General features: G+C 42.6%; 17 protein-coding genes. 1 reads left to right on the top strand and 16 read right to left on the bottom strand.

The window, feature by feature from the left end:
• Nucleotides 1-190: 190 nt before the first annotated feature.
• The gene (locus tag IRY55_RS02285) at nt 191-1576 is read left to right on the top strand and encodes a glycine--tRNA ligase (RefSeq protein WP_194561632.1); all 1386 of its coding nucleotides are present in this window, start codon (nt 191-193) and stop codon (nt 1574-1576) included.
• A 19-nt stretch (nt 1577-1595) separates the two neighbouring features.
• Here the strand turns inward: IRY55_RS02285 and recO are convergent, their stop codons facing one another.
• From recO to dnaJ, 16 genes are all read right to left on the bottom strand, one after another.
• Entirely contained in the window at nt 1596-2393 is a 798-nt protein-coding gene (gene recO / locus IRY55_RS02280; protein ID WP_194561631.1) for a DNA repair protein RecO, read from the bottom strand.
• Between the two features lie 16 nt (nt 2394-2409).
• Nucleotides 2410-3312 (bottom strand): GTPase Era, encoded by a 903-nt coding sequence (gene era, locus IRY55_RS02275; RefSeq protein WP_194561630.1) that lies wholly within the window; start codon nt 3310-3312, stop codon nt 2410-2412.
• The gene (locus IRY55_RS02270; protein ID WP_194561629.1) at nt 3302-3703 is read right to left on the bottom strand and encodes a cytidine deaminase; all 402 of its coding nucleotides are present in this window, start codon (nt 3701-3703) and stop codon (nt 3302-3304) included. The genes era and IRY55_RS02270 overlap by 11 nt, the downstream gene beginning before the upstream one ends.
• 2 nt (nt 3704-3705) lie before the next feature.
• Nucleotides 3706-4056: a diacylglycerol kinase family protein gene (locus tag IRY55_RS02265; protein ID WP_194561628.1), complete on the bottom strand. Its 351-nt coding sequence runs from the start codon at nt 4054-4056 to the stop codon at nt 3706-3708.
• A gap of 4 nt (nt 4057-4060) precedes the next feature.
• Nucleotides 4061-4528, bottom strand: a complete 468-nt coding sequence (gene ybeY, locus IRY55_RS02260) for an rRNA maturation RNase YbeY (protein WP_194561627.1) — start codon at nt 4526-4528, stop codon at nt 4061-4063.
• Between the two features lie 11 nt (nt 4529-4539).
• Nucleotides 4540-6657 (bottom strand): HD family phosphohydrolase, encoded by a 2118-nt coding sequence (locus IRY55_RS02255; protein ID WP_235960998.1) that lies wholly within the window; start codon nt 6655-6657, stop codon nt 4540-4542.
• Nucleotides 6658-6678: 21 nt separating this feature from the next.
• The gene (locus tag IRY55_RS02250) at nt 6679-7587 is read right to left on the bottom strand and encodes a PhoH family protein (protein WP_194562365.1); all 909 of its coding nucleotides are present in this window, start codon (nt 7585-7587) and stop codon (nt 6679-6681) included.
• A 173-nt stretch (nt 7588-7760) separates the two neighbouring features.
• Nucleotides 7761-8297 carry a hypothetical protein gene (locus IRY55_RS02245; RefSeq protein WP_194561626.1) on the bottom strand — a complete coding sequence of 179 codons (537 nt, stop codon included), beginning with the start codon at nt 8295-8297 and terminating at the stop codon, nt 7761-7763.
• A 34-nt stretch (nt 8298-8331) separates the two neighbouring features.
• Complete coding sequence (gene floA / locus IRY55_RS02240) at nt 8332-9348, bottom strand: flotillin-like protein FloA (RefSeq protein ID WP_194561625.1); 1017 nt, start codon at nt 9346-9348, stop codon at nt 8332-8334.
• A gap of 20 nt (nt 9349-9368) precedes the next feature.
• On the bottom strand, nt 9369-10685 hold the full coding sequence (locus tag IRY55_RS02235) for an NfeD family protein (RefSeq protein WP_194561624.1): 1317 nt from the start codon (nt 10683-10685) through the stop codon (nt 9369-9371).
• Nucleotides 10686-10855: 170 nt separating this feature from the next.
• Nucleotides 10856-11029, bottom strand: a complete 174-nt coding sequence (gene rpsU, locus IRY55_RS02230; protein WP_194561623.1) for a 30S ribosomal protein S21 — start codon at nt 11027-11029, stop codon at nt 10856-10858.
• Nucleotides 11030-11130: 101 nt separating this feature from the next.
• On the bottom strand, nt 11131-11793 hold the full coding sequence (gene deoC / locus IRY55_RS02225; protein WP_194561622.1) for a deoxyribose-phosphate aldolase: 663 nt from the start codon (nt 11791-11793) through the stop codon (nt 11131-11133).
• 106 nt (nt 11794-11899) lie between these two features.
• A complete protein-coding gene (gene mtaB / locus IRY55_RS02220) occupies nt 11900-13261 on the bottom strand; it encodes a tRNA (N(6)-L-threonylcarbamoyladenosine(37)-C(2))-methylthiotransferase MtaB (RefSeq protein ID WP_194561621.1) in 1362 nt (453 codons plus the stop codon).
• Between the two features lie 163 nt (nt 13262-13424).
• Nucleotides 13425-14156, bottom strand: coding sequence for a 16S rRNA (uracil(1498)-N(3))-methyltransferase (locus IRY55_RS02215; RefSeq protein ID WP_194561620.1), 732 nt, complete (start codon nt 14154-14156; stop codon nt 13425-13427).
• The gene (gene prmA, locus IRY55_RS02210) at nt 14156-15100 is read right to left on the bottom strand and encodes a 50S ribosomal protein L11 methyltransferase (protein ID WP_194561619.1); all 945 of its coding nucleotides are present in this window, start codon (nt 15098-15100) and stop codon (nt 14156-14158) included. Before prmA ends, IRY55_RS02215 begins: the two co-directional genes overlap by 1 nt.
• A 12-nt stretch (nt 15101-15112) precedes the next feature.
• Nucleotides 15113-16231: a molecular chaperone DnaJ gene (dnaJ, locus tag IRY55_RS02205; RefSeq protein WP_194561618.1), complete on the bottom strand. Its 1119-nt coding sequence runs from the start codon at nt 16229-16231 to the stop codon at nt 15113-15115.
• Nucleotides 16232-16270: the final 39 nt, after the last annotated feature.

The following is a 16270-nucleotide window of genomic DNA, read 5'->3' as shown; positions in this document are numbered from 1 at the left end:
AGCAGTGACAGTGAAAGTCTGCATAGATTGTGAAAAGGCAACCGGGAGCTTGCTTTCTGAAAGTGGGTTAACATTTGGTGTTAACCAATCGAGGTGGAACCGCGGGTTATTATGCACTCGTCCAAACGGGCTCATGCAATATGTGCCCGTTTGGACGGGTGCTTATTTTATTATATGGAGGTCATTGAATATGCCAAAGTACACAATGGATCAAATTGTCAGCTTATCAAAACAACGTGGATTCGTATTCCCAGGGTCTGATATTTACGGCGGACTCGCTAACACATGGGATTACGGTCCACTCGGAATCGAATTGAAAAACAATATTAAAAAAGCTTGGTGGAAAAAATTCGTTCAAGAATCCCCATACAACGTCGGAATTGATGCAGCAATTTTAATGAACCCGAAAGTTTGGGAAGCATCTGGTCACACACAAAACTTCAACGACCCGATGATCGACTGTAAAAAATGTAAATCACGCCACCGCGCAGACAAATTAATTGAAAATGCGGTAGAAGCGACAGGTAAAGAAATCGTCGTCGACGGACTTCCATTTGAAAAAATGATGGAACTCATTGAAGAATATGATATTACATGTCCTACATGTGGTGCGATGGATTACACAGAAATTCGTCAATTCAACCTCATGTTCAAAACGAAACAAGGTGTAACAGACGATTCAGCAAACGATATTTTCTTACGTCCTGAAACAGCACAAGGGATTTTCGTCAACTTCAAAAACGTTCAACGTTCAATGCGTAAAAAAATGCCATTCGGTATCGCACAAATCGGGAAAAGTTTCCGTAACGAAATTACACCTGGTAACTTCACATTCCGTACACGTGAATTCGAACAAATGGAACTCGAATTCTTCTGTAAACCAGGAGAAGACGCGAAATGGTACGAATACTGGAAAGATTACTCAGTCAAATTCTTGAAAGATTTAAGCATGAAAGAAGAAAACACACGTCTCCGTGACCATACAGAAGATGAGCTTTCTCACTACTCAAAAGGTACAGTAGACATCGAATATAAATTCCCATTCGGTTGGGGAGAATTATGGGGCATTGCGAACCGTACAGACTTCGACTTAAGCCGCCATATGGAGCATTCAGGTGAAGATTTCCACTACTTAGATCAACAAACAGGTGAGAAATTCATCCCGTACTGCATCGAGCCTTCACTCGGTACAGACCGTGTCACACTCGCATTTTTATGTGATGCATATGACGAAGAAGAATTAGAAAACGGAGAAACACGTAACGTATTACGTTTCCACCCAGCAATTGCACCGATGAAAGCAGCTGTCTTACCACTTTCTAAAAAGCTGGCGGAAGAAGCACAAGATGTGTTCGCATTACTCGCGAAACACTTCCCAACACAATACGACGATTCTCAATCCATTGGTCGTCGCTACCGTCGTCAAGATGAGATCGGTACACCATTCTGTATCACATATGACTTCGATTCAAAAGAAGACCATCAAGTGACAGTGCGTCACCGTGATTCAATGGAGCAAGTTCGTATGCCAATCGCAGACGTTCCTGCATACATCGAAAAACATTTACAGTTTTAATACGAAAAACCCTCACCAATTACGGTGAGGGTTTTGTTTGTTCGTTCGGGTGCATCAGTTGCTGGAGTAATGTATCTCTCTCCAATTGATCAATGAAGCGTCTTGACTTTAGACGAATGCCTGTCTGTTCATCATAAATCGTCCGCACCACCTTTTGCAAAAATCGCACAGTCGGTTTTTTTAACGAGATATTCCCAAGTTGATCAATTGGAACTGTCATACATGTTCTAATCAAGCGCACTTGCGTCGGACTTAGCCGTGTAATATACGGGTCGACATCATAACAACGATGACAAAGCAGACCAATTTGTTGAAATGAAAAAGCAAATTCTCCTTCTGTCGCTCCGCAATGCGCACATTGATGAACGACCGGATAAATGCCAGCGACCGGCAACATTTGCCATTCGACAAAAAGGGTGATGACTTCTGGATCAAATCCTTCATCAATCGCATGAAGGGCTGCTTTCAACAAATGATAGACACCTCGTGTTCGCTCTTCCATCGGCTCCGTTAAACGGTCAACCAATTCAACGATAAAACTCGCATACGCCGTTTTCTCTAAATCACCGCGCAAGTCGCGCATCGAATCGATAAGCTCACCTTGTTGTAGCTGTCCCATTCCTCTTCCACCCGCATACACTAAAAAGGAGCCGAGTAAAAAAGGTTGAGTCATCGCGGCTAAACGGCTCGCTGGCTTTTTCGCTCCTCGTGCCATCGCCGTGACTTTTCCTGCTTCTTCTGTAAAGAGGGTGACAATTTTATTCGATTCACCGTACGGAATAGACTTTAAAACAATGCCTTCCCATTTGTGCAACAATTGTCTTCCCTCCTCTTTAATATTCGTCTTCTCTAAATCCAAATTCACGCAAATGAATTTGTTTGTTACGCCAATCTTTTTGGACTTTCACCCATAATTCTAAATATACTTTTGACCCGAGCAAACGTTCAATTTCACGGCGCGCCCCAGTACCGATTTGTTTCATCATCGCTCCTTGCTTGCCGATCAAAATTCCTTTTTGAGAGCTACGTTCTACGATAATATTCGCCATGACATGCACTTTTTCGTTTTCATCACGTGAAATTTTTTCAATCGTAACTGCCACCGAATGCGGCACTTCTTCATGAGTAAAATACAATACTTTTTCACGAATTAATTCCGCCATAATAAAACGTTCTGGATGGTCCGTCACTTGATCGTCTGGATAGTATTGTGGTCCTTCTGGGATATACGTCTTCAACACGTCAAATAGACGATCGACATTATTCCCTTGCAAGGCAGAAATCGGTACGATTTCCGCAAAATCGTATTCCGCTTGATACGTTTCAATAATCGGTAATAATTCATCTGGATGAATTAAATCAATTTTATTAATCACGAGAAAAACAGGACTTTTCGTGCGACTTAGTAAATCGATAACGAAACGGTCACCCGGTCCAATTTTTTCATTCGCATTAATCATAAATAAAACGACATCGACATCTGGAATCGTCTGTTTTGCCATTTTATTCATGAAGTCTCCTAGTGCATGTTTCGGTTTATGAATTCCTGGTGTGTCAATAAAGACGATCTGAGAATCATCCGTCGTGACAACCCCTTGTATTTTATTGCGTGTCGTCTGGGGTTTATCGCTCATAATCGCAATTTTTTGTCCGACGATGCGGTTTAAAAATGTCGATTTTCCTACGTTTGGTCGTCCTACAATGGAGACGAATCCTGATTTATAATTACTTTCCATGTAAATCCTCCTTCGTAAATGCGCCTGGTAACAAGGCACTCACGGTCGTTTCTTCTACTTCCCCTTGCATATTCGTTAAATAAACAGGGGTATTTGCATCACTAAACTCTATCATAACTTGGCGACATGCACCACAAGGAGAAATCGGACCTGTCGTATCTCCGATGACTGCAATTGCGACAATATCCATCGCTCCTTCTGAAACAGCTTTAAAAATCGCTGTGCGCTCTGCACAGTTCGTAAGCGGATAGCTCGAATTTTCGATGTTACACCCTGTGAACGTTCGTCCATCTTTCGTAAGTACTGCTGCCCCTACTTTAAAATGAGAATACGGAACGTATGCATGCTCCATTGCTTCTTTCGCAAGGTCCATTAATTGTTTCTTCTCCATTGTTACCTCCACCATTTCGGAATAAATATCATCAGTCCAATACATGCACTCATAAATGCATAAATGAGAACCGCTCCTGCAGCTAAATCTTTCGCTCGTTTCGCTAATGGCGCATAATCTGTCGTCACTAAATCGACGACACGTTCAATCGCCGCATTCATCAGTTCGAACGCAAACATACCACCGATGAGTAAAAGAACGATCACCCATTCTGTTTGAGAAAGTCCCGTCCACATACTCACTCCGATGACGACGATCGCGCTAAACAAATGAAAACGGAGATGTTTCTCCGTTTTCATACCATGGACGATTCCTTCAAGCGCATAACGGAATGAATCGATATATTTTCGCACCCCGTCACCTCGTTAAACCGAACGCTTGTAAAATTTCATCTTGACGGCGGAACATTTCTTTTTCATCTTCTTCCGTCATATGGTCGTAGCCGAGCAAATGGAGAAAACCATGCAATGCTAGAAAGCCGAGCTCTCGCTTTTCTTCATGGTTGTACTCCACTGCTTGTCGGCGCATCGTATCGAGTGAAATAATTAAATCACCTAATAAAATAGGCATTTCTTCCATTCGTTCAAAAGCAATCTCTCCTTCGCCCTCTTCTTCTAAGGCAAAGGAAATGACATCTGTCGGACGGTCGATTCCTCGATACTCGCGATTAATGACTTGAATTTCCTCGTCCGTCGTAAATGTAATACTTAATTCATAATTTCCTTCTAGCTTTTCGTATTGCGCTGCAAACTTTAATAGACGATCGACGAGTTCCAACTGTTCTTCCGTCACTTCATTCGTCTCATCTTGATAATCAATTTGCATCTCGTCACCTCTTATGTTGGATATTCAATCCGATTATGGAAAATGCCATTCAATGTTTCACAAATGACACGTTCGACAATTTTTAATTCTCGCACGGAAATATCGCATTCGTCAAATTGTCCGTCATTCAATTTCCCTTGAATAATATTATGAACGAGATTCGCAATCTTTTCGGGAGTAGGCTCCTTCATTGAACGAACGGCCGCTTCCGTACTATCTGCAATCGATACGACAGCAATTTCTTTCGTTTGAGCTTTCGGTCCTGGATAACGGAAATCGTCTTCCGTCACAGTCGGATCTAACTCTTTCGCCTTATGGTAAAAAAACTGCAAGAAACTCGTACCATGATGTTGCCGTGCGATGTCGACAATTTCTTTCGGCATACCGTGACTTTCTAATATATTTCCACCGTCGATGGCATGAGCAATAATGATTTCTTTACTTTCTGACGGCGTTAATTCATCGTGCGGATTACGTCCACTATGCTGGTTTTCGATAAAGTAATTCGGCCTTACCGTCTTTCCAATGTCGTGATAATAACTGCCGACCCGAGCAAGCAAACCGTTCGCTCCAATCGACTCACAAGCAGCATCCGCTAAGTTCGCAACCATTACACTATGATGGTATGTCCCTGGCGTTTCGACTAAAATTTTCTTTAATAGTGGATGATTCGGATTCGATAATTCGACTAATTTCATGTCAGATAAAATACCAAATACCGATTCAAAGAAAGGCAATAAACCAATTGTCATCGCGCCTGAAAGTAAACCCGACACAATCGCTGCAACTAAGTAAAAGGCCATCTCTTTCCATGTATAAGAAGATTGCGTCATCAATAGGTAGAAGACGATGAAAATGACGTTAGCACCAGCGACCGCGATACTCGTTTTTAAAATGTTTGAACGCCTTCCGTCTTTCCCAAGTACATATAAGCTTGTCAACCCGCCAAACATAATGTACATCATCGTTTCCATTTGTAAAATAGCAGCGTATCCTTCTTGCAAAATAATTCCTGCCATTGCGGCAGTAATGATTGTAACAGTCATCGCAAGTCGCTCATTTAACAATAAACGCACGAGCATTGTCGCAAGAGCTGTCGGGAATAAAAATGCGAGTTGGACATCGAATTGTTCATCAATGAGTCCGAGAAGACGCATACTACCTGTTAAAATAATGAGCAGGACGTAAACGATGAGCAAAGCTTTCTTTTTCATTTGATCAGAGGCAGTCGACGCATTAAAATGCAAAGATAAAATTCCGCTGACAAATAGTAAAAATGTAATGATTGCTAACATCGGCTTTAAAGAACTCGTTCCATCATCTGCAAGCAAACCAATTAATTGTAGTTGGCGATACACTTCTCCGTCGATTAGCTGCCCCTCACGGACGATGACTTGCCCTTGTAAAATACGGACAGGTTCTACGAGCGCTCTTTCTTTATTGCGACGTTCTTCCGTTAACTCTTCGTTCAAAATTTCCGTTTCCGTAATTAAAATACGACTCATCGTAATGAGACTATTTTTTAATGGATTGGGAAGAATCGAGTCTCTTTCAATATTTCCAGCGACACGTGCTCTGATTTGCTCAACTTGTTCTTTCCGAATGGGCTCATCTAATTCTCGTTTAATAATGCCTTGCATCGTACGCGACATTTGCTCGATATCTTGTTCAGACATTTGCAAAATATATGTAATATCACGATCTGGCAATTTAAAAGCCCCATCTTCTTCAACAAGTGCACTCAATTTTTCACGTACGAGCTTCGCTTGCTCACTGAGTGAAGGAGGTGTTTCTTCTTTTGCACTTTCCCGTTTCACTTCAATAAAATAATTGAAAAATGACGCGATAATCGCTTGATGGTTGCGGGAAATCTCTCCTGAAAATTGATAAATAGCTGGAACTTCAGCAGCGACGCGATCCCGTTCCAATTCTGTTTTATACGTATCTTCAACTGTTTTCGTCGCACGGATTGTTTTCGGCGCGACTTCAAATTCGGAAATTTGATAGGTTTCATGTTGCATACGGTCGACCGTAATGACAAAAAGTAAGACGGTAGCAATCGCCATCGTATACAACATAAATTGCGGAAATTTCATATTTCGAAAAAAGTGAATTAGCGATTTAAACAAAGTTAGGACTCTCCCTTCTGTTTAATCGTCCTTCGTTTCATACGCGTCGATAATTTTCGCGACGAGTGGATGACGTACGACATCTCCTTTTTCTAAGTAATGGAAATGAATGTCGTCAATATGACTTAACTTCTCTTGCACCTCTTTCAATCCCGAATAAACCCCTTTCGGCAAATCAATTTGTGTTAAGTCGCCCGTAATAATCATCTTCGACCCGAAACCGAGACGTGTTAAAAACATTTTCATTTGTGCTTTCGTCGTATTTTGTGCTTCATCTAAAATAACGAAGGCATCATCTAACGTACGTCCACGCATATAAGCGAGCGGAGCGATTTCAATAACACCACGGTCGACGAGTCGCTCCGTTTGATCGGCACCAAGCATATCATGTAACGCGTCATACAATGGACGTAAATACGGATCAACCTTTTCTTTTAAGTCACCTGGTAAAAAGCCTAAACTCTCTCCCGCTTCGACAGCAGGACGCGTTAAAATAATGCGTTTCACATGTCCATTTTTCAATGCTTGAACGGCCAGTACAACAGCTAAATAAGTCTTCCCAGTTCCTGCTGGTCCAATACAAAAAACGAGATCTCTCTTTTGGATCGACTTGACATATTGACGCTGTCCAATCGTTTTTGCACGAATGATTTTCCCTTTTGCTGTGCGTGCAATTTCTTCTTCATACAATTCTGCAAAATATTCAATCGTTCCTTGTTTTGCCATTTCAATTGCGCTTGCAACATCTCGCGTGTCGATTTGAATATTACGACGAATCACTTTAAGTAACTGCATCACTAACTGTTCAGCGAGTAAAACATCTTCCTCTTCGCCCTCTAACGTAAAAATCTCACCGCGCGCATATAGTTGAATATGTAATTGGTCTTCTATTAGTTGAATGTGGCGCTCTCCGTTACCTGCGAGCATCATGGCATCGTCAATTTTGTCGATGACAATTGTTTTTTCAATTGTTGTCAATCTATCCAATCCCCTTTATCCTACAGATTCTCTTCTATTTTACATGATTTCACACATTTAAGAAACTAAAGAAAAAACAGAGCGGTCCATTCGGAAGGTTCCGTATGCTACGCTCTGTTTCCTCATTACTTTATTTTCCCGTGTTTCGTCTGTCTTAAACTTTTCGGTGGATGCATAATTTCAGCAAAAATAATCCCTTTTAATAAATCTTGGTTCGTCTTTGGTAAAAGATCTTCTTGCTTTAATTCTTTTTGCTTCGGCGCCCATACATCATCGTATACGGCAAGTCCTTCTGACTCCCATTCCGCTTTTTGTCGTCGTGCACTTTTCATGACTTCTCGCGCAGAGGAACGGTCCGATTGGCGTCCTCGGTCGCGTTCTAGTTCGCGTTCACGCAATTTTTCTTCATACGCGAGTTGCATCGGTGTTTTTTCAACTTCTTGAATAGGCGGTTGAGTTTCCTCAACAGGACGTTGTTCTTTCAACTTTTCGAAAAGTTGACGTGACAAATCTTGTAATGGATCTTGTTTGTCAGTAGTCGGTTCTTGACGACGTTTCGGTTGAGGTACGACCGGCTTCGTCGTCTCCGTTTCTTTTTCTTTTCCTTTATTGAAAAAAGAGCTGAGCGCACTGATGATGAGAAATATGATAATTGCTTCCATCTACGTGTTCACTCCTTCCCTGACACTTGTTCCATTAATCTTCGTCCGTATGCTCGAGGCCTACTTTACTAATGGAATCACGCATTCCTGTATCTGCTTGAATATTTTTGTAATTCATATAATCCATAATACCGATATTGCCGTCGCGTAATGCTTCTGCCATCGCAAGTGGAACTTCCGATTCTGCTTCGACTACTTTCGCGCGCATTTCTTGTGTTTTTGCTTTCATTTCTTGTTCGTTCGCAACAGCCATCGCACGTCGTTCTTCCGCTTTCGCTTGGGCGATGTTTTTGTCCGCTACCGCTTGTTCTGTTTGAAGTTCTGCCCCGATATTTTTACCGATATCAACGTCTGCAATGTCGATTGATAAAATCTCGAATGCTGTTCCAGAGTCCAGTCCTTTTGCGAGAACCGTCTGTGAAATCATATCAGGGTTTTCTAACACTTTCGCGTGATCGACAGAAGAACCGATTGTCGAAACAATCCCTTCCCCGACACGAGCGACGACTGTATCTTCACCCGCACCACCGACGAGGCGGTCAATGTTCGCACGCACTGTAATACGCGCTTTCGCTTTCACTTCAATCCCGTTCATCGCAACCCCTGCGATAAATGGTGTCTCAATTACTTTCGGGTTAACCGACATTTGAACTGCTTCTAATACGTCACGCCCTGCAAGGTCAATCGCTGCTGCACGTTCAAATGTTAAAGCGATGTTCGCACGGTGTGCTGCGATGAGCGCGTTCACAACACGGTCAACGTTACCACCTGCTAAATAGTGACTTTCCAACTGGTTAATTTGCACATCTAATCCTGCTTTATGCGCTTTAATTAACGGATTCACGACACGGCTCGGGATCACTCGACGAAGCCTCATCCCGATCAATGTGAAAATACTAACTCGAACACCCGCTGCGAGCGCACTAATCCACAATGTTACTGGAACAAATGTGAAGAAAATCGCGAGCGCAATAATGACTAAAAAGACGATGATCGACAAACCGACTAAACTACCCGTGCCCGTCGCGCCTAATAAACCTGCTAATTCCATAGTAAAATCCTCCTCTTAAACTATTCCGCCGTTTCTGCAACGACAATTTTTGAACCTTCTACTTCAATGACTTTCACTTCAACGCCTTTATCGATATAACTGCCATCTGAAACGACATCGAGACGTTCACCATTTAACGACACTACTCCTGCCGGGCGCAATGGTGTTAATGTTTTTCCGACTTGATCGATCAACTCTGTACGATTTTCGTTAGATACGTATCCTTGATCGGTACTCGTTGAATCCATCAAGACCATTTTGTTTAACAAATGCAATCGTTTCCCGAAAAACTTCATGAGAATAATCACTCCTAATATTATGACAATGAGTGCAATGAGTACGGCGATTGTCATCTGCATCGGATCCTGTCCTGCCATAATGATACTCAAACCGATTAAAATTGCTCCTGAGACGCCGAGAATGCCTCCTGCGACGAACAACTCCGCAATGACTAAACCGAGTCCGAGAAGGAATATGAGCAATGTCTCATACCCTGCCAGCCCCGCTACGAGATGTCCGAAGAAAAATAAAGCGATAGAGGCAAGTCCCATCGTACCTGCTACGCCAAAACCTGGTGAATATAATTCAACGACAAGCCCTAAACCGGCGATAGATAATAATATGGGAACGATGATCGGATCGGTAATGAAACGTGCGAGTTTTTCAGTGAAGGTGGGATCAATTTGAATGATTGACGATGCCTCAATGTTCAAATGATTTAACAACGCCTCATAATTATTAAAAATACCTTCTGCATACCCGACTTCTTTCGCTTCTTCTGCCGTCAATGTTAATAATTTCCCGACAGGAGCTCGGTATTTCGGAAGGTCGATTTCAGGGTTCGACATCGCTTCTGCATAAATCGGGTTGCGCTTATGTTTGCTACTTTTCGCCGCATTAATCATCGCCGCATTCCATGCGCTCTCCGCTTTATCACCTGCTGCATTGCCGTCTCCTTGAATGACTTGCGCTGCACCGATTTTCCCTTGCGGTGTCATATAAATCGCATCTGCATTCAATGCGATAAAAGCACCGGCAGAAATCGCATTATCTTCTATAAAAACGATAATCTCTTGTTCCGTTTGTCTAAAAAGTTGACCGATTTTTTCAGCGCTATCTGTAAAACCGCCCGGCGTGTCCATCCGAATGATAATTCGATCAGCGCCTGCTTTTTCTGCTTCTTCGAAAGAACGTTGTAAAAACGCATACAAGCCTTTTTCGACATTTTGATTGAGTGGGACTTCATAAACGATTGCTTCTTTTGCCGATGCGGTTGCACCGAATAGCGGAACGAAGAGTAAAACCGTCAATATCAACCAATTCATCCACTTTTTCATCAACTCACCTCGCTTTCATTGCTTCATTCTCATTATACCTATTTACGTAAGGACAAGTAAAAGGTTTCATCTTTTCTAAAAAAATAAGCCGAAAAATCATAATAGATTTTTCGACTCATATTCGTTCACTTTTTAAAATGTCAATATTCATGAGCTAACCGTCTAATAAATTAGAAACGGCGTTTACGAGCAGCTTCAGATTTTTTCTTACGCTTTACGCTCGGCTTTTCGTAATATTCACGCTTTCTAACTTCTTGAATCGTACCACTTTTAGAAACAGTACGTCTGAAGCGGCGAAGAGCATCTTCAAGTGACTCGTTTTTACGAACAGTTGTTTTTGTCATATCTCTTGTCCCTCCCTCCGAACACACTTCGAAACATGACTTTAGCATGTACTCAGAAATTATAACGCATTGTGGGGGTTCGGTCAACGGATATTGTAAAATTAATATTCAGAATTCGATTTTTCACCTTGAACGATCGCGACGCCCGAACTCGCTCCGATACGTGTAGCCCCTGCTGCAATCATCTTTTCGACGTCTTCTAACGAGCGAACACCACCTGATGCTTTCACGCCCATTTCTTTTCCGACTGTTTGGCGCATAAGAGCAATATCTTCTTTCGTTGCGCCTCCCGTTGAAAATCCTGTCGATGTTTTCACATAATCTGCTCCTGCGGCTTTGGCGATTTCACATGCGCGCACTTTTTCTTCATCAGTCAATAAACATGTTTCAATGATTACTTTCACTAACGTACCTTCCGCAGCTTCTACAACTGCTTCGATATGTTCTTTTACGATATCATCTTGCCCTGCTTTCAACGCGCCGACAGGAATCACCATGTCAATTTCAGTCGCTCCTTTACGAATCGCATCTTTCGTTTCAAATGCTTTCGTTTCTTTCGTCATCGCTCCAAGCGGGAATCCGATGACTGTGCACACTTTAGAAGAAGCATCCTTCAATTGTTGCGCTGCCGTTTCGACCCACATTGGGTTGACACAAACAGAAGCAAAACCGTATGTTTTCGCCTCTTGGCACAATTCGATAATTTGTTGTTCTGTCGCATCTTGTTTTAATAATGTATGATCAATCATCGCTGCAATATTCATATAAGTTCCTCCTTAGTTGTCCGTACAACTATTGTAACAGGTATCATTTTGTTTTCCTAGTATAGACGAAAAAGCGAAGGACGATTATCTCGCCCTTCGCTTCGAATTATACGAGTTGTTCATCCATCACTTTCACGAATTGCCCTTCACTATATGGATAACCTGCTTTCGTAATTTTTACACGCACTAATTTTCCGACCATCGATTCGTCTGCTGGGAACACCACTTTTAAGTAGTTCGCTGTATACCCTTCGTATAAACCACTTTCAGGATTTTCTTTAAAACGTTCTTCTGGAATGACGTCGAGCACTTCATCTTCGAATCGAGAAGCGTACTGTTTGGCAAGTTGTTCGTTCAACTCTAATAAACGACGCACACGCTCGTTTTTCACTTCTTCAGGGATTTGGTCCGTCATGCGTGCAGCTGGCGTTCCTGTTCGCATCGAATAAGGGAAGACGTGAAGTTCCGCAAATTCATATTGACGAATAAAATTGTATGTTTCCATAAATTCTTCTTCCGTTTCTCCAGGGAAGCCGACGATGACGTCCGACGTAATCGCTAAGTTCGGGAGCGCTTCTTTTAAGCGGTCGAGACGCTCCGCGAAAAATTCCATCGTATATTTGCGGCGCATTCTTTTCAATACCGTATCTGAACCCGATTGGATTGGAATGTGTAGATGGTTCACGACAATTTTAGAATCGTTCAACACTTCAATCACTTCGTCCGTAATTTGGCTCGCTTCAATTGAACTAATACGAATGCGTTTTAATTCTGGTACTTGCGCTTCTAAATCACGCAACAATTGTGCTAAATTGTACTCTTTAAAGTCAGAACCGTAGCCGCCTGTATGAATGCCCGTCAATACGATTTCTTGGTAGCCCGCTTCTACGAGTTGTTGCGCTTGGCGAATGACTTCTTCCGGATCACGTGAACGCATTAAACCGCGCGCCCAAGGAATGATACAGAACGTACAGAAGTTGTTACAGCCTTCTTGAATTTTTAACGAAGCACGGGTGCGGTCTGTAAATGCTGGCACATCTAGTTCTTCATACACACGGTTTTTCATGATGTTCCCCACCGCGTTAATCGGTTGACGTTCGCGACGGAATTCTTCGATTAAATCGATTAATTTCACACGATCTTGTGTCCCGACGACGATGTCGACACCTGGAATCGCCATAATTTCAGCAGGTGATGTTTGTGCGTAACAACCTGTGACACAGACGACAGCATTCGGATTTTTACGAATCGCACGACGGATCACTTGGCGTGATTTTTTATCTCCGGTATTCGTGACTGTACATGTGTTAATAACGTAAACGTCGCTCATCGCATCAAAGTCAGTTCGCTCATATCCCGCTTCTTGAAACAATTGCCAAATGGCCTCTGTTTCATAATGATTCACCTTACAGCCTAACGTATGGAACGCTACTTTCGGTTGCAAAGCACCTGTATGTTGTTTATCCATCATCTATACTTCCTTCCATCACTTGTAAATTCATAATTCATATCATTGCATTATAATAACACAATTTAGCAATCTCTCAAATGAAACTAGAAGATTCACTTTAGAAATTGTCTTCCATATTGAAAAGACCTTGACGATGATTCATCAAGGCCTTGTGTTCTCCTCATTCGAATTGGTAACTGACCGCGCTAAGCACGTATAAAGGCGCTGTTTCGGTACGCAATATGCGCGGGCCGAGAGCGATCGATTGGAAGTTTGCCTCGCGTAAAGCTTCGGCTTCTTCTTCTGCGATACCACCTTCTGGTCCGAACACGACGAGAATCGATTCACCGGGTGACACTTTGCCGAGTCGCTCGCTGAACGTTTGACGCGCTACTTCCTTCGCGTCATCTTCATAGGCAAAGTACAAATGATCGAACCGTTCACTTTGTGCGATTAAAGCATCGATGCTCGCGACGTAATCAATCGCTGGAATAATCGTTCGATGACTTTGTTCCGCCGCTTCTTTCGCAATTTTCGCAAAGCGTTCTAAACGTTTCGGCGTTTTTTTCGCATCCCATTTTGAAACCGAACGACGCATTGCGACAGGTAAAATCGCCGTTGCTCCGAGTTCAGTCGACTTTTGCGTAATGAGGTCGAGCTTATCTCCTTTCGGAATGCCTGATGCGATTGTGACGTGTACAGGAAGCTCTACTTGCTGAGTTAATTTTTGCGCTAATGTCGCTGTCACGTCGCTGTCGACATCTTCCAGTACCGCAATATACGCAATTCCTTGCGCAACGACGATAATTTCATCACCTTGCTTCATACGCATCACACGCGAGATATGCTTTGCGTCCTCTTGTGAAAACTGAACACGTCCTTCTTGAATGGACTCCACAAAATAGCGTTGCATTATGCTTCACCTTTTTCAGCTGCTATTGCAATCCAATCTTCTTCACGTTTAATTTCTAAAATGCGGAAGCCTTTCGCTTCGAAATCTTTCACGACATCTTCCTCATATTTTCCGATAATTCCTGATGTTAAAAAGAGACCGTTCGGACGGAGTGCATCGAATGCATCTTGTGAAAACGACATAATGATTTCCGCTAAAATATTCGAGACGATAATGTCTGGCGTTTCTTTCACGGAATGAAGTAAGTCGCCTTCAAACACTTCAATTTTCGCGGCGGTATCATTTAATTTTGCATTCTCTGTCGCTGCCGCTACAGCCACATCATCTAAGTCGAGCGCTAATACTTTCGATGCGCCGAGTTGTGCCGCTCCGATCGCTAATACGCCTGAACCTGTACCGACGTCGACAACGAGATCGCCTTCTTTCGTATACTTTTCTAAAAGTTGCAAAGAAAGACGTGTCGTCGGGTGTGTGCCTGTTCCGAACGCCATCCCTGGATCGAGTTCGATAATGATTTCGTCTTCATGTTTTTTCTCATACTCTTCCCATGTCGGAACAATCGTAAAGCGGTCCGAGATGGAAACAGGGTGGTAATATTTTTTCCACGTTTCTGACCAATCTTCCTCATCCATTTCATTCATCGTCACTGAGTAATCCCCGATATCGATGCCTAAATCTTTAAATGACATGATGCGCTGGTCGAGTTGACAAAGTAAATCGTTCACAAGTTCATTCAGTGGCGTATACGCTTTTACTAACACACCCCATGTTGGATATTCCGAAGCTTGTAAATCGTAAATTTCGCCAAAACGATGTTGACGTGAACGTGTCAATTCCATCGAGTCCACGAGTGAAACACCTTTAATCTCGAAGTCGTACAATGCGTTCGTTACAGCGTCAACTGCTTCATGTGTCGTATGTACGACAATCTCTGCCCATTTCATACTCGTTTCCTCCTACTCACCTTTAAAGGTACGTTTTAATTTATCGAAAAATGAACTCGAATATCCTAAATTCGAATCATCATCAAGTGATGCGAATTCACGGAGTAATTCTTTCTGTTTTTCAGACATTTTCTTCGGTGTTACGACATTAACGATGACGTATTGATTTCCTGTTCCGAATCCTTGTACGTTTTTAACTCCTTTACCACGTAAGCGGAATTTTTCACCACTTTGTGTACCTGCTGGAATTTTCAATTTAACATGCCCATCGACTGTAGGCACTTCGATTTCATCTCCTAATGCGGCTTGCGGGAATGTAATATTTAATTCGTAGTAAATATCATCACCATCCCGTACGAAATGTTCGTGTGGGCGCACATGGAAAACGATGTAAAGATCTCCAGGAGGTCCACCGTTAATGCCTGCTTCTCCTTTTCCTGGAACGCGTAGACGTTGTCCATCGTCGACACCTGCTGGGATGGTCACTTTAATTTTCGACGGTTTTTTCACGCGGCCTGAACCGTGACATGTTGGACATTTTTCAGGAATAATTTTTCCTGTTCCGTGACATGTTGTACACGTCGTCTGTTGAACCATTTGACCGAGTGGTGTATTACGTGTCACTGTCTGTTGGCCTGAACCGCCACATGTTGTACATGTTTTTACTGAAGTACCTGGCTTTGCCCCATTACCATGACATGTGCCACATTCTTCTTCTTTTTCTAATTGTAATTCCGTCACTTTTCCGAAGACTGCTTCTAAGAAGTCAAGCGTCATCGTATATTGCATATCATTCCCTTGACGTGGTGCGTTCGGATCTTGTGTGCGTCCGCCTCCGAAAAATGTGCTAAAAATGTCTTCGAAGCCGAATCCGCCACCGAATCCACCTCCACCGCCACCACCGAATGCGCCAGGTCCATCATGACCGAATTGGTCGTATTGTGCACGTTTTGAATCATCGGATAATACTTCGAACGCTTCTGTAATCTCTTTAAACTTTTCTTCTGCCCCATTTTCTTTATTTAAGTCTGGGTGATATTTTTTAGATAACGAACGATACGCTTTGCGAATTTCTTGTTTCGTTGCGTCTTTTGATACGCCAAGAATCTCGTAATAATCGCGTTTACTCATTATGTCACTCTCCTAATGTCGAATTTTCATACAGAAAAA

The organism is Savagea serpentis (assembly GCF_015351395.1).
GTDB classification, from domain to species: Bacteria; Bacillota; Bacilli; order Bacillales_A; family Planococcaceae; genus Savagea; species Savagea serpentis.
The sequence above is the reverse complement of the archived record's forward strand: the minus strand, read 5'-3'. Positions and strand labels throughout refer to the sequence as shown.